Annotated in this window: 12 protein-coding genes and 2 pseudogenes; 9 read left to right on the top strand and 5 right to left on the bottom strand. The window is 35.3% G+C overall.

From position 1 onward, the window contains the following. The first annotated feature begins 3 nt into the window (after positions 1–3). The 4 genes and pseudogenes from DMB65_RS03865 (at position 4) to DMB65_RS22670 (ending at position 2,581) form a co-directional block, all read left to right on the top strand. A complete protein-coding gene (locus tag DMB65_RS03865) occupies positions 4–1,965 on the top strand; it encodes a glycoside hydrolase family 97 protein (protein WP_110305346.1) in 1,962 nt (653 codons plus the stop codon). Between the two features lie 3 nt (positions 1,966–1,968). Then, positions 1,969–2,103: a hypothetical protein gene (locus DMB65_RS22585; RefSeq protein WP_262511959.1), complete on the top strand. Its 135-nt coding sequence runs from the start codon at positions 1,969–1,971 to the stop codon at positions 2,101–2,103. Between the two features lie 15 nt (positions 2,104–2,118). Further along, positions 2,119–2,289: pseudogene (locus DMB65_RS22080) on the top strand (DUF6055 domain-containing protein); the annotation flags it as partial. Further along, positions 2,280–2,581: pseudogene (locus tag DMB65_RS22670) on the top strand (DUF6055 domain-containing protein). The pseudogenes DMB65_RS22080 and DMB65_RS22670, both read left to right, overlap by 10 nt. 355 nt (positions 2,582–2,936) lie before the next feature. Here DMB65_RS22670 and DMB65_RS03860 read toward each other — a convergent pair. The 5 genes from DMB65_RS03860 to DMB65_RS03840 all read right to left on the bottom strand — a co-directional run bounded on the left by DMB65_RS03860 (position 2,937) and on the right by DMB65_RS03840 (position 12,248). Continuing rightward, entirely contained in the window at positions 2,937–5,555 is a 2,619-nt protein-coding gene (locus DMB65_RS03860; protein WP_110305345.1) for a T9SS type A sorting domain-containing protein, read from the bottom strand. Positions 5,556–5,864: 309 nt separating this feature from the next. Further along, positions 5,865–7,253 carry an aminopeptidase P family protein gene (locus DMB65_RS03855; protein ID WP_110305344.1) on the bottom strand — a complete coding sequence of 463 codons (1,389 nt, stop codon included), beginning with the start codon at positions 7,251–7,253 and terminating at the stop codon, positions 5,865–5,867. 15 nt (positions 7,254–7,268) lie between these two features. Next, positions 7,269–9,416 carry a S9 family peptidase gene (locus tag DMB65_RS03850; RefSeq protein ID WP_110305343.1) on the bottom strand — a complete coding sequence of 716 codons (2,148 nt, stop codon included), beginning with the start codon at positions 9,414–9,416 and terminating at the stop codon, positions 7,269–7,271. A 34-nt stretch (positions 9,417–9,450) separates the two neighbouring features. Further along, the gene (locus DMB65_RS03845) at positions 9,451–11,133 is read right to left on the bottom strand and encodes a M1 family metallopeptidase (RefSeq protein WP_110305342.1); all 1,683 of its coding nucleotides are present in this window, start codon (positions 11,131–11,133) and stop codon (positions 9,451–9,453) included. 260 nt (positions 11,134–11,393) lie between these two features. Further along, positions 11,394–12,248: an AraC family transcriptional regulator gene (locus DMB65_RS03840; protein WP_110305341.1), complete on the bottom strand. Its 855-nt coding sequence runs from the start codon at positions 12,246–12,248 to the stop codon at positions 11,394–11,396. A 194-nt stretch (positions 12,249–12,442) separates the two neighbouring features. Between DMB65_RS03840 and DMB65_RS03835 the strand changes: the two genes are divergently transcribed. The 5 genes from DMB65_RS03835 to DMB65_RS03815 all read left to right on the top strand — a co-directional run bounded on the left by DMB65_RS03835 (position 12,443) and on the right by DMB65_RS03815 (position 20,218). Then, entirely contained in the window at positions 12,443–13,357 is a 915-nt protein-coding gene (locus DMB65_RS03835) for a dihydrodipicolinate synthase family protein (protein WP_110305340.1), read from the top strand. A 68-nt stretch (positions 13,358–13,425) separates the two neighbouring features. Continuing rightward, positions 13,426–15,009: an aldehyde dehydrogenase (NADP(+)) gene (locus DMB65_RS03830; RefSeq protein ID WP_110305339.1), complete on the top strand. Its 1,584-nt coding sequence runs from the start codon at positions 13,426–13,428 to the stop codon at positions 15,007–15,009. Between the two features lie 3 nt (positions 15,010–15,012). Then, positions 15,013–16,023: a 4-hydroxyproline epimerase gene (locus DMB65_RS03825; RefSeq protein ID WP_110305338.1), complete on the top strand. Its 1,011-nt coding sequence runs from the start codon at positions 15,013–15,015 to the stop codon at positions 16,021–16,023. Between the two features lie 63 nt (positions 16,024–16,086). Next, positions 16,087–18,381: a S9 family peptidase gene (locus DMB65_RS03820; RefSeq protein WP_110305337.1), complete on the top strand. Its 2,295-nt coding sequence runs from the start codon at positions 16,087–16,089 to the stop codon at positions 18,379–18,381. Positions 18,382–18,433: 52 nt separating this feature from the next. Further along, positions 18,434–20,218, top strand: a complete 1,785-nt coding sequence (locus tag DMB65_RS03815) for a DUF885 family protein (protein ID WP_230470592.1) — start codon at positions 18,434–18,436, stop codon at positions 20,216–20,218. Positions 20,219–20,224: the final 6 nt, after the last annotated feature.

The following is a 20,224-nucleotide window of genomic DNA, read 5'->3' as shown; positions in this document are numbered from 1 at the left end:
ATAATGAAAAATCTATTACTCATGGTATGCTCTTTGGTGTTTGGTTTTTACCAAATGACAGCACAAAATTTCGATATTAAATCTCCTGACGGACGTATTCAGTTAAAAGTTACCCATTCAGATAAAATTTCATGGTCGGTCTCATTAAACGGAAATCTAATTATTGAAAAAGCCGAAGCCGGGATGGATTTTTCTTCTAATACGGATTTCGGGTATGATCCGAAGATAAAATCACATGCTATTAAAAGTGCATCTCAAAATATTCATGCTGTAATATCCCGCAAGGATTCAGACATAAAAGATGAATATACCGAGCTTTCTATTACTTATAAAGGCAATTATAAAATTAATTTTCGTGCTTATAACGATGGTGTGGCGTATCAGTTTATGGATGAAGCTAAAGCCGTACGAAATATCATTTCAGAAAAGGTTTCTTTTACTTTCCCAAAGGGATCCCGTTCTTTATTTCCTCAGGAAGAATCCATGTATTCGCACAATGAACGTTTGTATTTAGACAAATCTTTAACCGATATTCAATCAAAACACTTTTGCAGTTTGCCAGTCATGTTTACTACAGATAAGGCCAAAGTTTTGTTTACAGAAACTGCTCTTCACGATTATCCGGGGTTGTTTTTAAAAGGAACCGGAAGCACAACTTTAGACGCGCAGTTTCCTAAATATGTTTTGGAAGCTGTTGATAAAGATGGAAGGTCAGATCGTGTACAAACCATCACAAAAGAAGCTGATTATATTGCTAAAACATCAGGAGACAGGGCTTATCCATGGCGTGTATTTATCATCAGTGATGACGATCGCACTTTTGTAGAAAGTAATTTAAGCTATCAATTGGCAAAACCAAATGTTCTTCAAAATACAGATTGGATAAAACCGGGTAAAGTAGCATGGGACTGGTATAATGATAATAATATATTTGGTGTTGATTTTAAAGCAGGTTTAAATACAGAAACGTACAAATATTTTATTGATTTTGCGGCAATGAATAAAATAGAATATGTAATTCTTGATGAAGGCTGGACAAAATCGACTACTCAAATACTTGATTTTAATCCTGCAATGGATGTGAAAGAATTGATTCGGTATGGTAAAGAAAAAGGTGTTGGAATTATTCTTTGGGTTCTTTGGAAGCCATTGGATGCTAATTTACTCCCAATTCTTCAAGCCTATAAAAGCTGGGGAGCTAAAGGAATTAAAATTGATTACATGCAGCGAAATGATCAATATATGGTTACTTCCTATGAGCAGATTGCCAGAGAATGTGCTAAACTGGAAATGTTAGTTGATTTTCATGGAGCGTTTAAACCTTCTGGTCTGGAACGCATGTATCCTAATGTAATGAATTATGAAGGGGTACTAGGAAACGAAAACAATAAATGGAGCGACGAAATTACACCTGAACATACCGTAACGATTCCGTTTATTCGTATGGTAGCAGGTCCGATGGATTTTACTCCTGGTGCTATGATAAACAAGGAGCACAAGAACTTTTCTATTAGTTTTACGCGTCCAATGAGTATGGGTACCCGTGCACATCAGGTTGCAATGTATGTGGTCTACGAAGCCCCTTTACAAATGATGTGCGAATCGCCTTCAATTTATTATAAAGAACAGGAAACGGTTGATTTTATTACTCAAATACCAACAGTCTGGGACGAAACAAAAGTACTTCAGGGTTCTGTTGGAAACTATATTGTAGTGGCCAGAAAAAAGGCCGAAAAATGGTATATCGGCGGAATGACTGATGCTGATGCGAGAGAACTACCAATAGATCTTTCTTTCCTGGGTGACGGAAGTTTCTCTATGGAAGTTTTTGCAGACGGTATTAATGTGGACAAGTACGCAGAAGATTATAAAAAGGAAATAATTGAAGTTAATAAAAATGCTAAAGTTACAGCAAAAATGGCTTCGGGAGGCGGATGGTCTGCCATTATTACCAAAAAGCAATAGGGAATGAAGAAATTTGTAAAAAAGAGTATACTTCTGTTTTTTGCAGTAATTAGCCTTGGAAATGCACAAGATAAAGTTGAGTCAAAACAATTATACATCCCGGAGAAAGTTTGGTTAGTTCCGGAGAATAATAATTAGGATTCAAAAGAGAGTGACTATAGTTATAGCCGTATGATTGAATCAGACAATATTGCTATGTTTTGGCATAAAGAATACGGCGATAATCCTATGGTAAATAATGATTCAACCAAACGTTTTGATCCTAAAAATGCAATAGCAGAATGTGAACGCTTTTATAATTTTTATGTAAATGAATTAAAGTAGGTACAAAAGTCAAATTGAATTTTAAAGGTTTGGTTCCTGTTAAAGATTCTGTTGTCTCCGGGTGGCGTTATGGATTTATAGCTTCGCTAAATGATCGAAGCAGAGTCTACAGTAACGTTTTCAAGAAGAAAGAGGCAAAGCTGAATTTATAATCCCAAAAAACACAGAATATTTATGGTTGATTGTAAGCGGAGCACCAAAAGAGCATCAGAAACATTCTTTCGGTAATGGAAAAGAGGTGTACAGAAATTTTCCTTACAAAGTAAAACTCGTGAACACAAAACCATTGTAGTTTTTTTATTATAAATCACTAAGCAAAGTTAAAAATGGTCGTATTTAGGAACCATTTTTTTGGGCTATAATGAGAAGATTTGTGATAGTGATAAATTATATAATAGCCTGTTTTATGTATGTAATTAAGGCTACAACAAGATATTGTTTGAAATAAGCAGACAGGAATATGCTTAAAAGTTATTTTTTATAACCATAAGGTTTAAATTAGTCTTTTAAGAAATTAAAATTAAGTTTTTCTGTGTCTGTTTTGATAGTTTACTGTATGAAGAATTTTAGTTTTTTATATTTAAGAATAAACAACTACACCTCCAGTTAAGAAGGTGTAGTTAGCTTTAAGTGTAACCTCTTGTTTTTTATTTTATCACAATTTTCTTTGTTTGTTTAGAGTTTTGTGCTTCTACAGTTACAAAATAAATACCTCCCGGCAAGGCAGTGGCATTGTATTGATCTTCATTGAAACAATTTTCTTTTTGAAATAATATTTGTCCAATCATATTTGTTACTTTATAACTAAATTTAGTTGAACTACTATCTGATAACCTGATAGTAAATGAAGCTGAATTCTCAATAGGATTTGGATAAATCATAAAATTAGAAGGTAAACCGGAGTGATCTGTTACAGAAAGTGTCTCTGTTACAACCGCTTTCCAATCCCACCAGTTTTTGTCAATACTGGCCGTTTTTATGGCACCCTGTTCAAGTTTAAGTTTGTAATTAAACTTAGCAGTACGCGTTGATTCACCATTAAAGATATAGTCTGTATTGCAAATGACAGCAAAAATAACGCCGTTGGCAGGCATACCTTGGGCGAATGAAATAGTGCAATCCCCGGCATATACAGGCTGTGAGTAAAAAGCTTTGCCGTCTTTAGTTCGGTAGCACAATTGTATTGACATATTTTTTCCTAATGGCTGAAAAAATACCGTGGCCTCATTTCCTTCAACATGAATTGGTACAAAATTAGCACCCGACCACCCAGGTAAGGTTTTTACATCAGGAATTAAGTAACCATCCTGATCCTGGGCTGTAGCAGCATAAGGTGTCGCTTTCCATCGTTCTACATTGATTAATGCAGGTTGTTCCGGGCCTACATCCATTCCCATATTATTACGATATAAACTTAAGATTGGTTTTTCGAATTTTCCGAAATCGGCTAATGCCAGTCTTGCTCTGTATTCCTGAACCATTTTACGCATTTTAGTATCCCCAATCCCATTTACAGTTCCATTACCGTTCGCAATTCCTTCTAATACGCGGCCTTCGCAATAGTTCCAGACCCACGGTAAACTTTTTTCACCAACAATTTCACCTAAAAAGGTTGGAAATACAGAACTATATTGAACTCCCCCAATAACATCTCTGGTTTTTCTTAAAGTAATTCCATCCCCATTTTGTACTCCAGAATCTACTCCCTCGGCAGAGGGGCCCCCAAAAGTACCGTCTGAAAGCCATCCACTATAACATTCTATCGGAATGAAAGGTGCAATAACGGAACCTGCACTTAGCCATCCTAAATCGACATTGCTATAATCTGTGCTTCCTGTTTTCTTTATATCCAGAACTGTCTGTAACCAAACGTTTGAACCTTCATGAAACCAGGCAGAATTCCTACAGCCGGGTAATGAAGCATAAATAGCATGAATTCCTTCGTGAACGCAAGCTCCTGTTTGGTATTGTGCGTCAGAAAAAGTACTATTAGGATCGAAACTAGCTACTGGATAATAAGACAGCAATACCATGGGCCAGCTTTGTCCATCTGGTGTACCAACTCCACTTTGCCAGCCTCCTAAATCAGTATTTGAGGCTGTATCAGTACATAACCCTGATCCAAATAAGTAAACAGAACTGCGATACCCCTGTCTGTATAATTTGTCTGGTGGCCATCCCATATTGTCTCTTAAAAAAGTAAAATCCTGATCAAGACGTTTTAACATTAAGTCTACAGAAACTGAGGTTTCTGTTATTAAAGGATTAGCATTTGGTCCTGCGACGAAAGTCCATGAACCATAATTTTTGGACCAGGCCACATTACAGCCACTATATCCCGGATAGTCATCCTCTAAATTTTTTGTAGGTTTTGGGAAATTAGGATAATCGCTTATAAAATCATAATACAGGGTCGAATCATAAGCTGGCCATTTATAATCGGTATTTTCATCTTCTTTTACTGTTACGTAAAAATCTATAGTACTTTCGGAACCACACTCATTAACATACAAAAACGTATAGGTTCCTGAATTTACAGTCTGTAGATTAGACAAAGTGATATTTTGATTAGTAGACTCAAAATTGTTTGGGCCTGTCCATTTCATTTTAGCATTACTTTCAATATTGGCTATTGAGGGTTTTAGTTCTACACTTTCAGATGGTGATAAAACTGCATAATTTTGATTTTTTTCACTACCGTTGTTTATGATAATACTAGAGGTTAATGCAGTGGTATCGCATTGCGTAGTTTCAACCCCAAAAGCCTGATATTCTATTACACCAGTCGCAGTATCACTTTTCATATAAATTCTTAATTTACGGGTTTTGAAATTCAAATTAGCGATACTGTTGAATTGATTCAGGACAAGACCTAAGGATCCGCCGTTAACCCAGTTAATACCATCCCAATACTCAATATAGGCAGCTGTAGGTTGTCCAATTCCTCCGTAATCGGTAAACCAGTAAACAGAAACTGAATTTATTTCATGAGCAAAATCCCATTCATATTGTATCCAATTGTAAGTATTATAAGCTGCGTCACCATCCCAGTTTCCATATACAGAGTTACTTCTGTCCTCTGAGTTAACCGGTGTAAAACCGTCATTTACCGATGTAAGGTTTTCCCAGGGTGAGACATGAGAAGTAGTGACCTTTGTTGAATTTAGCCTGGCTAAATTAGTTTGTGCGTGTAACTTTCCTATACCTAACATAGCGATGTTAAATAATAGGAAAGAAAAAAAATGAAGTAATTTTTTTTCTTTCATCTCTGTAAGTTTTAATTGTTAATTAATAGAATTGGAATAGTTACTAAGCTTCAAATAAATTAAATAAAAAACGATTCTGTGGGTTTAACAGATGTTTTTAGTGTGCTTAGGTAACTGTCATTTAATTAGCAATTTAAGTATAGTTAAAACCGTTTTATGTATACTTAATTATCAGAAAATTAGTAAAAGTTAACCAGTATTTGTTTTGTGCTGAGAATTGATTTTTTGAATTAAATCAATCAAATAACAAAGCCATTACAAATTTGCAGGACTTTATTTTTATCTGATTTTTTAGTTTAACTATTTCATTTAATAATTTCTCAATGACTCAATATCTTCCGCTGTTTTGGCAAGCGGCTTTCCTAATAGTTGGTAAGTATCTTTTGTAATCAGGAAATCTTCTTCTATGCGGATACCTCCAAATTTACTGTATTTTTGTACTTTATCATAATTGATGAATTCACTATATTTTTTTTCAGATTGCCATTGATTTATTAATTCTGGAATAAAGTAAATACCAGGTTCTACGGTTAGCACAAAACCTTCCTCTAGTTCTTTTGCAAGACGTAATGATTTAAGCCCAAATTCTGTGCTCTTTTTTAAAGTATCAGTATAGCCTACGTATTCCTCACCAATGTTTTCCATGTCATGAACATCCATTCCCATCATGTGTCCTAAACCACATTGAAAGAATAGAGTATGAGCTCCGGCAGCCAGAGCCTCATCTAAATCTCCTTTTACCAAACCAAGAGATTTTAATCCGATTAAAATTTCTTTGCAGGCAACAAGATGAGAATCTCTAAACAAAGTTCCTGGTTGAAGTGTTGCCATTGCAGCTTCTTCTGCTTTTAAAACAATGTTGTAAATTTCTTTTTGTTGCGTAGTAAAAGTATTAGAAACAGGAAAAGTTCTGGTCATATCGCCTGCATAATGCATCTTGTTTTCGGCTCCGCAATCGCACAAAACCATTTGTCCTTCTTTTAAAATATTGCCACCGGCATGATGATGTAAATATTGTCCGTTTACCGTTAAAATTATAGGAAACGCAAGTTGTCCACCACTTGTAATGGCAGTTCCTTCTACCTGACCCGCAACCTCATATTCTGTCATTCCGGGGCGTGCTGTTTGCATGGCTTTCAAATGCATAGCTGCTGTTATATCAATAGCTTTTTCGATTTCAGTTAGTTCTTCATTTGTTTTATAAGAACGTTGAGCAACTATAGCTTTTGATAAGGCTACAGAAGCTTTTTTTGCTAATGCTGAAGGATCAATTCCTAACCAATTACTTAGTTTTAAAGTTATTGCTGCTCTATAAGGTGGTAGAAAATGAATAGTACGTTGTTGCTGTACTGCATTTTTAATCATTGCCTCCACAAAAGATAAGGGCTGAATTGCCGAAATCCCTGATTTTTCTAAGCTAATGGCTAAGGATTCCTGAGGACCTGTCCAAACAGTCTGCTCGATTGTTAAGTCATCACCAAATACTATTTCAATATCGGCATCAACATCTATTACTAAAAACAGGTTAGGAGTGTCAATTCCGCTATAATACAAAAAACTACTATCTTGTTTAAAAGGATAGATGTTATCCCTGTAGTTCATTCCAACTTCTTCGTTACCCGGTAATATAATGAGTCCGCTCCCAATTGCTTTTTTTAGGACTTGTCTTCTATTGATATAAGTTTCTTTACTAAACATATTTTTTGTATTTGTTTATCTTGCTCCGCCTGGACAATTTTCTTTGAGATAGCGTGTGAATAATTGCGATAAATGTTCTGTGGTTCCGGCACCTTCATTAATGCTATGGGTACGGTTTGGATAACTCATCATTTGAAAATATTTTCCATCTTTTACTAATTCGTTAACCAGCATTTCAGCTCCCTGGTAATGTACATTATCATCACCGGTACCGTGGATAAGCAGTAAATTTCCTTTCAGTTTATTGGCATGTGTAATTGGGGAACCTTTTATATAAGGTTCTTTGTTTTCTTGTGGTAAACCCATATAGCGTTCCTGATAAATATTATCGTATACTAATTGGTTAGGCACCGATGCTATGGCTATCCCTGTTTTGTAAATTTCAGGATATTGAAACAATAAATTGAGGGTAGTAGATCCACCGCCGCTCCAGCCCCAGACTGCAATACGGTCGGTATCTACAAAAGGCCATTTTAGAATTTCTTTGGCAGCCATTGCCTGATCTCTAACGTTTATGATACCGATGTTTTGGTAGATGGATTTTCTCCAGGCAGCTCCTTTAGGAACAGGAGTTCCTCTGCCATCTAAACTTATTTGAATGTAACCATCTGCTGCAATATCTCCGTTGTATAAACGCGTGCCGGCAACACCAGCAGCATCTTTTACAGTTGCTCCCGCAGGTTCAGCATAGACATAAAATAAAACCGGATATTTTTTTGTTTCATCAAAAGAGGCAGGTTTTATCATCCAGCCATCAAGAGTGATGTTATCAACAGTAGTAATCTGAATCATTTCTACGTTGCCGCCTGGTGTTTTATTACTGCTTATTTCTTTTATCGTTTTGTGGTCCGGCAGACTTACCCATTCTGAGACTTGCTGTTTTTTATGGTTAGAAAAACTATGTTTTGCATATTTTGCATCTGGTGTCAGGCTATAATTATGGGTACCAATTTGGTCAATAGGAGATACTTTTATTAGTTTTCCTTTTCCGTTTAAGGCCGTTTTATATAAATATTGTTGCGTAGCATTTTCTGGAGAGGCTAAAAAATAAGCAAATTCGTTTTTTTCGTCTATCGCTTCCAGGCTAATGATGTCATATTTTCCAGTTGTAACAATAGTTTCTTTACCATTTTTATCAATACGATATAAGTGACGCCATCCGTCTTTCTCTGAAAGGAAAAGAAACTCTTCTCTGTTATTAATCCATTTCCAGCCCAGATCATCAGTAGTCAATACATCAACCCATGAATTGTTTTTTTCTGTATAAATTGATTTTACTTCTCCACTTTTTGGATTACATAAAAAAAGTTCAGCTTTATTTTGTTTACGGTTTAACTGTTCCAGCATGATAGAAGAGCCATCCGGAGTCCATTGCATTAGCGGAATGTAGTGTTGTTTTGAGTCTCCCGGAACCTTCACCCATGTGGTTTTTTGCGTCAAAATGCTGACTACACCGACCTTGCAGGCAGAAGGATCCTCTCCAGCTTTTGGATACTCTATTGGAACGGTGTAGGAGTATATCGAATCGGTATTATTAATCAATAAGAAGTTTTTTATTTTTGTGGCATCAATTTGCCAAAAAGCAATATTTTTTCCGTCAGGACTCCATCGGAAACCATCTCTGCAATCAAATTCTTCTTCGTAAGCCCAGTCAAAAGTTCCGTTTATTAATCGGTCTGTTCCATCTTTTGTCAATGGGGTTATTTCTCTGGTTTTAATGTCCTCCACATACAAATTATGATTGCTTACGTATGCTACAGAATTGTTGTCGGGAGCTAATTTAGCAAACATCAATGAGGATGTTGGTTTTCCTTTGCCTATCTGATGTATTTCTTTTTTCTCTCTGTCCAGAAGCCAGTAATCGCCTCTTGTTTCCCGCCTCCAGACTTTTTTTGAATTGGTATATAGTAAAACTAACTTATCGTTTTTACTGAATTCGTAATCTTTGATTTCTAATGGTTTTTCGCCTTGTTTTGGTATAAGTTGTGTTGCATCGATTATTTTAGTACGAGTAAAATTGGGCAAGGTATATTTTATAATTTCTCCTTTTTCTACAGTATAATATCCGGTATGATCATTAGTCCACTTTAATTTTTGTGCATTAGCTGTAATAAATAACAAGTTAACTAGTAACCAGATAAAGAGATGCGTTATTTTTTTCATCGTAGGATTTTATAAATTATTACGCGTGTTTTAATTAGTTGATATTATTTGTCTGTGATACCAATATTGGATTGACATAGTACATTTTTGTGATACTTTCTACATTAAAAAGCAGTTGCTGAGTTTGGGTTACGGTGCTATTTTGCCATTTATCAGAAGGTATTATTTTAATCTTTGCAGTATCGTTTTTTAAGGTTAAAGGCAAATTAAATCCTGCAACACAATTGGTATAACGGTAGAAAACTTTTGTTTTGTCTGTATTAAAATAAAATTCAAAGTTTGGAGTTTGTATCGTTCTCAGATATTGATCAAAGACCTTGGCGTAATTGAATTTCAGCTGTTTCGAAACGTAATCTTCGACCTGTTTAGAGGTAACAGTCTGATGATAAAATTCCTTACCTAATCCTCGTATAACATTTCGAAACAGATCATCGTTGTCAATTCCATGACGAATAGCGTGCAGCATATTACCGGCTTTTGGATACATATCTCCGCTTCCTTGTGCGTTTACATTATAATCCGGAATGATTGGTCTGTCATTTCTTATTCCTTGTCGGGTTCCGGCATTGTATTCATTACCGGCTTGTTGTCCAAAAATATAATCAACAAATAAAGTTTCGCTATAATTTGTAAAACCTTCGTGAACCCACATATCAGCTAAGTCGTTTGTAGTGATGTTGTTACCAAACCATTCATGTCCACTTTCGTGAATGATAATAAAATCCCATTTCATTCCCCAGCCTGTTCCGGAACCATCATTACCGCGATATCCTGGTTTGTAATGATTTCCATAAGAAACAGCACTTTGATGCTCCATTCCGGTATGCGAGGTTTCAATTAGCTGATAACCGTCTTCATAAAATGGGTAAGGTCCCATCCAGTATTCAAAAGCTTTCAACATATTGTGAACTTCGTTAGGCATATAACTTTTGGCTTTTTCCAAATTATAGTCCAATACCCAATAGTTCAGGTCTAAGTTTCCTTTTTCGCCCGAATAATTTTCTTTAAAGTTTACATATTTACCTATATACGGAATGATACAATAATTGCTGATAGGGTTAACAACAGCCCATTTGTAAGTTGTAGTACCATTATTATTATCTTTTTTAAATTCCAATCTTCCGTTGGCAATAGCAGTTAGCGTATCAGAAACAATCATTGTAAGGCTTGCGCCCTGATTTGGTTCGTCACTCTGATGGTCTTTGCAGGGATACCAAACCGATGCTCCTAATCCCTGGCAGGCTACAGTCATCCAGGGCCGCCCTAAAGAATCTTTTGTCCAGATCCAGCCGCCATCCCAGGGGGCTTTTATGGCTTCATGAACTTTTCCGTGATAAAACAGGTCTATTTTATGAAGGGTGGCTACTTTAGATTTTGGTGTTTCGATATACCAAACAGTACCTTCTTTCTTAAAATTTAATTTTTTTCCTGACTGGACAACACTATCAATTGCCAAAGGCTCTTGTAAATCAATTTGCATTTTGGTATTCTCTTTTCCTTTAATTGTTTTATAAGTGACGATATTGCTTCCTTTTATTGTTTTGTTATCGTAATCAGGCTCTACGGTAATATCATAACGCATTACATCCCACCATAGTCTTTCCTGAGTTAAACTGCCTCGCAGCGTATCTGAAAGGGTATATTTTTTAGTGTTTTGACCAAAAGATATGAGAGTAATACCCAGAAAAATAAAAGTTTGAAAATACTTTTTAGTCATGCTGTTTTTGGTTTGAGAATTTTACAATTTGTGTTGTGTTTGGCCTCTTTGTTTTATGTAAAAATAAAGTGCAGCCTTTCAAAAGTAGAGGTATTTTTATAGTGTAACAGCGATTTTATTATCAATATTAAATACTATATTCATCTGTTTTCTTTTAATAATACAAAAAATGGATATTTTTTAATGAAATAAGCTCCGTAGCATGCCATGCCTCTCAAGTATCTGGCAAGCTATTAAATAAAAAAAAACAACACAGTGTTTTATGGGTTGACCAGTGAATTTTTAAACTCAAAAGGTGTTTTCTTTTTAATTTCTTTAAATTTTCTATTAAAATTAGAAATGTTATTAAATCCACTCAATTCTGAAATCTCAATAACCGATAATTCTTTGTTTTTAATAAGTAGTTTGGCCGCATGTTCAATTCTAATTTCAATTAAAAACTGAAAAAAAGTTTTATTGGTTCGTGTTTTAAAGTATTTACAAAAGGCATTTTTAGTCATGGTTGCAATTTGAGCAACTTCATCCAAAGTAATGTTTTTTTGATAATTGTTCATGACAAAGTCAAAAACCATCTGCATTCTTTTTCCTTCGGCATCTGTAAAAGGTTTATTAAAAACATAACTGGAAAGAGGTTTTTTTTCAGCTTCATAAAAGGCTTTTAACAGGTGAAAGAAAATTAAAAACTGATCGTATTTATCTGCATCCTTAAATTTTTTAAATCTTTTTAAGACAGAGGGTTTATTATTGGTTATTCGTACCCCGTTTTTAATAGCTTCAAAAAATGGTTCTGTATTGTTTAACTCTGGCATGCTAAAAAAGTTTTTACCAAATGCGTCTTTAGTAAAAAAAATAGTTATCATAACAGAGAGTTTTTTATTTTCTGTTTTATCACTTTTAAAAACATGTGGTAAATTACTCCCTAATATAAGAATGTCTCCTTCTTTATATTCAGAGATCATATCCCCAACCAAAACAGTCCCTTCACCTTTTTTAATATAGCTGATCTGAATTTCTTCATGCTGGTGGTATTTGTCATAAAAAACGTATTCTCGATCCTCCTGATAAATGAAGGCACCTTCATTTGATTTAGGAATTTTAAATGGAAAGATTTTCATAATATTTAGTTTTTTGGAAGTTGAGTGAAAGATAGGAATTAAATTAAAACAGGGATAAAAATTAACCTGATTTTTATAATATTCACACAAACAAGATAATATAGTATTACTTTTAGATAACAAGTTTAATTAAGTATTCAGGTATGACTTAATACCTTTGAATAAATAAATAATTTTAAAAAAATACTATTATTATGAATATTCAATGGAAAGGGGTAATGCCAGCGGTAACTACAAATTTTACAGCTGAAGATACATTAGATTTAAAAATGTTTGGTAAAAACCTTGAGGCACAATTAAATGCAGGTGTTGAAGGTATTATCCTTGGAGGAACATTAGGGGAAGCCAGTACACTATTAGAGGAAGAAAAGAAAGAGTTAGTTTTAGAAACTATTCGTGTCGTTGATGGAAAAGTCCCTGTGATTATGAATATTGCTGAACAAACGACCCGTGGTGCTATTGAAGCAGCTAATAAAGCAGAACTTAATGGAGCAAAAGGTTTAATGATGTTACCTCCAATGCGTTATAAAGCTACAGATTATGAAACGGTAAAATATTTTTCTGATGTTGCCAAAAGTACTTCACTGCCTATAATGATATATAATAATCCGGTTGATTATAAAATTGAGGTTACACTGGATATGTTTGAAGAGCTGATGGTTTTTGATAATATTCAGGCTGTTAAAGAATCAACAAGAGATATTTCTAATGTAACCCGAATAATTAATCGTTTTGGTTCCAGATTAAAAGTACTGACAGGTGTGGATACATTAGGTTTAGAAAGCTTATTAATGGGAGCAGACGGATGGGTTGGAGGACTAGTGGATGCTTTTCCAGAAGAAACCGTTGCAATTTATAAATTAGCAAAAGCAGGAAGAATTCAGGAAGCTTTAACTATTTATCGTTGGTTTTTACCTTTATTAGAGTTGGATATCAATCCACAATTGGTTCAAAATATTAAATTAGCAGAGGTAGGTGCCGGATTAGGAAGCGAATATGTACGTGCACCGAGAGTCCCATTAATGGGTGCTGAGAGAGAAAGGGTTTTGGCTATTATCACCAGTGCATTAGCAACAAGACCTGCACTTCCTGACTATAAAAGTTTGTAAACTTAAGTGTAGGATTTTGAAAATAGTTTTCAATCTTATAAATTACCAAATCCCAAAATAATTAAATAATGATTACTGGAAAAAATTACATAGGCAGTCAGTTGATAGCGGGTGGAGATAAAGTTTTCAAAACATTTAACCCACAGCTCAATATCCATAATCCCTGGCAATTTACTGAAGCTACTACAGATGAAATAAAATTAGCAACAGCTATTGCACACCATGCATTTTTATCTTTTCAAAAAGCTACTGGCAAAGAAAAAGCCCTGTTTCTAAGAACAATTGCTGAAGAGATTATGACTTTGGGCGAAGATTTGCTCGACGTTTATTGTCAGGAATCCGGTTTACCCAAAGGACGCGCAGAAGGAGAGCGAGGCAGAACCATTGGTCAGCTCAATGCTTTTGCAGATTTAGTGGAAGAAGGCAGTTGGGTAGAAGCTACTATTGACACCGCTATTCCGGATAGAAAACCATTACCTAAAGTAGACATCCGTAAAATGATGCGGCCATTAGGTACTGTAGTTGTATTTGGTTCCAGTAATTTCCCATTTGCTTATTCTACTGCAGGTGGTGACACAGCCTCTGCATTGGCATCGGGTTGTCCTGTAATTGTAAAAAGTCATCCAATGCATGCTGGTACAAGTGAAATGGTAGCATCAGCAATTATAAAAGCAGCTCAGAAAACGAACATGCCAGAAGGTGTTTTTTCAAATTTGAACAGTAGCGGTATTGAGGTAGGAGTTCAATTAGTAAAAGATCCGTTAGTAAAAGCTGTAGGGTTTACAGGAAGTATAAATGGAGGCCGTGCATTATATGATTTGGCTGCCGGGCGACCTGAACCTATTCCGGTTTTTGCAGAAATGGGAAGTATTAATCCAGTTGTGATTCTTCCGGATGCATTAAAACAAAATGCACAAAAATGGGCTATTGCCTGTGCTGGATCTGTGACGCTCGGTGCGGGTCAGTTTTGTACCAATCCTGGATTGATACTGGGTATTAAAAACGACGATTTAGAAAATTTTTCCAATCAATTAGCAAATGAGATTTTAAAAATGGATCCTATTTGTATGTTAAGCCCGTCTATTCATAAAAACTACGAGGTTAATAAAGATTCCTTGAGTTCGCAGCAAGGGGTTCAGGTAGTTGCAGCTTATGATAAAAACGATAAGCCTAATTATGCCGCACAAAAAATAGTTACCGTATCAGGAAAGGAATTTTTAAAAAATACGGTTTTACACAAAGAGGTTTTTGGGCCTTTTTCAATGATCGTACAGTGTGAAAACAAAGCTGAATTAGTTGCTGTACTTAATGCGTTAGAAGGTCAGTTAACCGGTACCATTTTGGGAGAAGAAACTGAAATTAAAACTTTTAATGATGTTGTAGATGCCCTGGGAAATCGTGTAGGCCGTATCATTTTTAATGGAATGCCAACTGGTGTAGAAGTTTGTCCGGCAATGGTGCATGGAGGTCCTTATCCATCTTCTTCCGATTCCAGATTTACTGCTGTTGGAATTGATGCCATTAAACGATGGGTTAGACCTTTTAGTTATCAGAACTGGCCTAATGATTTGCTGCCAGAAGCATTACAAAACGAAAATCCTCTGGGACTTTCCAGATTAGTTAATAATATTCAAACAACTGATTCAATTTAAAAAATGGCCAGAAAAACATTCTTTTGTGTAGATGCACATACTTGTGGAAATCCTGTAAGAGTTGTAGCTGGTGGCGGACCTAATTTAGTTGGGGCAAACATGAGCGAAAAGAGGCAGCATTTTTTGAACGAATATGACTGGATTCGTAAAGGGTTAATGTTTGAGCCACGGGGACACGATATGATGAGTGGAAGTATCCTGTTTCCACCAACTAATCCCGAAAATGATTTCGGAATTTTATTTATAGAAACCTCTGGCTGTCTGCCCATGTGCGGACATGGTACAATAGGCACTATTACCATAGCGATAGAGGAAGGATTAGTTAGTCCAAAAGTTGCTGGAAAAATAAACATGGAAGCACCCGCTGGATTAGTTAAAATAGAGTATAAGCAGGTTGGTAAAAAAGTAGAATGGGTTAAATTGACCAATGTAAAATCCTACTTAGCTGCTGAGTATTTAACTATTGATTGTCCGGAATTAGGAGAGTTGGTTTTTGATGTCGCTTATGGCGGAAATTACTATGCAATCGTTGATCCTCAGAAAAATTTCTCAGGAATTCAGGATTTCACGGCAAGCAAAATAGTACAATACAGTCAGGTACTACGAAAAAGAATAAACGAAAAATACCCTGATTTATTTATTCACCCTGAAAATGATACCATTAGGGATGTTAGCCACATGCTTTGGACGGGCTCGCCAATCGATCCATCGTCATCAGGCAGAAATGCGGTATTCTACGGAGATAAAGCAATCGACAGATCTCCCTGTGGTACCGGAACTTCGGCAAGGATAGCACAATTACATGCAAAAGGATTACTTAAAAAAGGCGACGAATTTATCCATGAAAGTTATATCGGAAGCAAGTTCGTTGGCCGAATTGAAGAAGAAACTTCAATCGGAGCTATTAAAGCAATTGTTCCTAGTATTCAGGGCTGGGCAAAAATCTACGGATATAATACCATAATAATTGACGAAGAAGATGATCCGTATGCTCATGGATTTCAGGTGTTGTAGTGAGGTTTATAGCAGACCGCTTATACTATATAATATAAACAAAGGTTCCCTTTTCAGATAAGTATGAAGAACAATTTATATATCACTGCCTTTTTTACATTGTTTCTTAGTTGCCATTTTTATGCACAAAATAAAGAAGCAATTCCCTATCAGCCCTCTAAAAGCGAAATTTTAGAACGATATAAGCAGGCATTAAAATTAGATGATGCCGTTAAAAACAAAGTTTTTAAAACAAGTATTCATGCACACTGGCAACCAGACGGAAATTTATTTTGGTATTCTAATGTCTTAAAAGACAGTGTGCGCGAATATATTCTGGCTGATGCCACAAAAGGTACAAAAAGTAAATTGTTTAATGAACCTAAACTTAAAAAAGCACTAAGTGTAATAACTGGAAAAGCACTTTCGCAAAAAAACCTGGCTATCGACAGTTTAAACTACGATTCTAAAGCCAAATCAATCACCTTAAAATATGATAAAAGTTATTTTCAGGTAAATTTATCAGATTACAGCATCAAAAGTGTTGCATCATTGCCTAAGGATTTTAATAAATATCCGAAATTAAACGACCAATGGGCCAGATGGAATTTTTTTAAGACAGATAGTATTTCACCCAATAAAAAATGGTCAGCTTACATCAAAGATCATAATGTATTTATAAAATCAATTAGTGGAGGCGAAGCCATTCAATTTACTACAGATGGTACCAAAGAGAAACCTTACGGAGCCCTTGCCTGGTCACCTGATAGTAATTATGTAGTTGGATATCACATAACTCTTGTAGAAGATTTGCCAGTGTATTATGTTTTATCATCATTGCCTAATACAACAAGAGGGAAATTAAAATCAAACCCATACAAACAGCCGGGAGATCCTTTTACAACTTACGAAATGCATTTGTTTCATGTCGCTAATCAGAAAGTTGTAAAAGTAAACACCCCAATTATTGATTTTTTTGATGCTCCTAAATTAGACTGGCGCAAAGGTGATGCGACTTATTTTACTTACGAAAAAGTAGATCGCGGGCATCAACGGTTTAGAATAATTGAAGTAAATGCCAGCAACGGAGAAACACGTTCTGTTGTTGACGAAAAAACCAAAACTTTTATTTACGAAAGCAGGTTGTTTACACATTATAACAAAGAAAGCAATACTGTAGTAATTTCGTCTGAAAAAGACGGCTGGAGGCATCTTTATTTGATCAATAGTTTGAATGGTAAAGAAAAACAAATTACTAAAGGCGAATGGGTTGTTAGAAGCGTTGATAGTATAGACGAACATAAAAAAGAAATTTGGTTTTCAGCCAGCGGAAGGAATCCAGGCGAAGATCCTTATTATATTCATCATTACCGAATAGATTTTGATGGAAAAAAAATGGTTAATCTTACTCCTTCAAAAGGAAATCATTCTATTTCATTTTCACTAAACAAAAAATATTACATCGATACCTATTCAGAACCGGATGTTCCTACTACCATCGAATTGCATCGAACTGATAATGGTGCAAAAATAATGGAATTAGAGAAATCTGATGCTTCGGCTTATTTAGCAACAGGAATGTCTTTGCCGGAACCTTTTCATGCAAAAGGACGGGACGGAGTTACAGATATTTGGGGAATTATTTGCAGACCAGCTCATTTTGATCCAAATAAAAAATACCCCGTTATCGAAAGTATTTATGCAGGACCACAAGATTCTTTTGTTCCAAAAAACTTTATGGACAGATACACTGCCGAAATGCAAAGTTTGGCTCAATTAGGTTTTATAGTTGTACAAATTGACGGTATGGGTACAGCAAACCGTTCAAAAGCTTTTCATGATGTTTGTTGGAAAAATTTGAAAGATGCAGGTTTTGAAGACAGAATTCTTTGGATAAAGGCTTTAGCAAAAAAATATGCTTATGTTGATGATTCGCGTGTTGGTTTGTACGGTACTTCTGCAGGTGGTCAAAATGCTTTAGGAGGTTTATTGTTTCATCCTGAATTTTACAAAGCAGGTGTTGCTGCCTGCGGGTGTCATGACAACAGAGTTGATAAACAATGGTGGAACGAGCAATGGATGGGGTATCCTGTTGATAAAAACTACGAAGAACAATCGAACGTTACAAACGCAACAAAACTTAAAGGTGATTTATTGCTAATCGTTGGTGAGGCTGACGAAAATGTTCCGCCAGAATCTACCTATCGCGTGGCTGATGAATTAATAAAATGTGGAAAAACTTTTGAATTTTTGCCATTACCAGGTGTCGGACATAGTGATGGAGGGCCTTATGGAAGAAAACGAAAGCGTGATTTTTTTGTAAAACATTTATTAGGGGTAGATGCTCATAATAGAAACAATGACGAATTATTACAGTAAAACTTCTTTTTTGACCTTCTAAAAATGATTTAAACGTTGAAATGACATAGTTATGGATAATTTTTCTGCTGCAATTAAACTTTTTCTTTTTCTAAAATTAGTAATGATGTTCCCAGACACTGCTTTAGCACAAACTTTCAGCGTTGACTTATATCAGCAAACCAGTGAACTAAATACTACTATGATTCAATATGAAGCTGATAAAGGAAGTATTATCAGATTTTATTCTGTTGCCAGTACTGCTGATACTTATGGGACTTATTTTGAAAAAAGCGATTATAATACGCCGGAAAGGAGAGAGCGGCTTTTAGCATTAATAAGCGAATATCAAAACAATTTAAAGGGATTGGATTTTGATAAAATGAATATTAATGGCAAAGTTGATTATATCTTATTTAATCGAAATTTGAATAATGAAAAAGAGGCGTTGGTTAAGCAGCAAAAGATTTACAACAAAATAAAAGGTTATTTTGCTTTTGAAAATCAGATTTACGCTTTAGAAAAACCACGTATTAGAGGAAATAAGGTAAATAGCGAAGCTGTTGCTAAAGAAATGAATGCGTTATGCAAAACCATTAAAGAGCAAATTAAAACCGTAGACAAAATAAGCGGTTTAGATAAAGAATCTTCCCTTTTTTCGGCAGAGCATTCAAAAGCATTACAACAGATTCTCAAAAAATATTTTGAGTTTTATAATGGATATGACCCTTTATTTACTTGGTGGGTTCCAAGAACCTATGAAGAATTAGACAAACTTCTTGCGGATTATGCTACACTTTTAAAAGCTAAAAAAGTAGATACAAGTACTCAAAAAGATGATGGAAGTGGAATTATTGGAAATCCGATTGGAAGAGATGAATTAATACGTCAATTAGAGACTGAATTTATTCCGTATTCACCAGAAGAGTTGGTTAATATTGCCAACAAAGAATTTGCGTGGTGTGATGCAGAATTGCTAAAAGCATCAAAAGAAATGGGATTTGGCGATAAATGGAAAGATGCGCAGGAAAAAGTCAAAACATCTTTTGTAGCACCGGGTGACCAACCTCAGGCAATGTTAGATTTATACAATCAATCTGTTGAATTTTTAAAGAAAAATGATCTGTTGACAATTCCGCCAATTGCAGAAGAAACCTGGAGGGTATACATGATGTCGCCTGAAGCACAAAAAATAAATCCTTTCTTTTTAGGAGGTGAATCCCTAATTATTTCCTATCCAACAAATACAATGACGTATGAAGAGAAAATGATGAGTATGCGTGGAAATAACCCAAATTTCTCACGCGCAACTATTCATCATGAATTAATAGCAGGGCATCATTTACAGCAATTTATGCGTGATCGTTACAAAGCATATCGCCATTTTGACACACCATTTTGGGTTGAAGGAAATTCATTGTATTGGGAAATGTTGTTGTGGGATCTAAAATTTCCCCAAACAACTGAGGATAAAATTGGAATGTTGTTTTGGCGTATGCATCGTTGTGCCAGAATAATTTTTTCATTAAACTACCACTTAGGAAAATGGACACCACAGCAATGTATTGATTTTTTAGTAGACAGAGTGGGACATGAACAGGCCAATGCCGAAGGAGAGGTACGGCGCTCTTTTGAAGGAGGATACAGCCCTTTGTATCAAATAGCTTATATGTTGGGTGGTTTACAATTTATGGCTTTAAAAAATGAAATGGTCACTACCGGAAAAATGAGTTATAAAGAATTTCATGATGCTATTTTGCATGAAAACAGTATGCCAATCGAATTGTTACGGGCAATTTTAACCCATCAAAAGCTGGAAAGGGATTTTAAAACAAACTGGAAATTTTATAAATTTTAATACGTT

It is taken from the genome of Flavobacterium cheongpyeongense (assembly GCF_003202435.1).
GTDB classification, from domain to species: Bacteria; Bacteroidota; Bacteroidia; order Flavobacteriales; family Flavobacteriaceae; genus Flavobacterium; species Flavobacterium cheongpyeongense.
The sequence above is the reverse complement of the archived record's forward strand: the minus strand, read 5'-3'. Positions and strand labels throughout refer to the sequence as shown.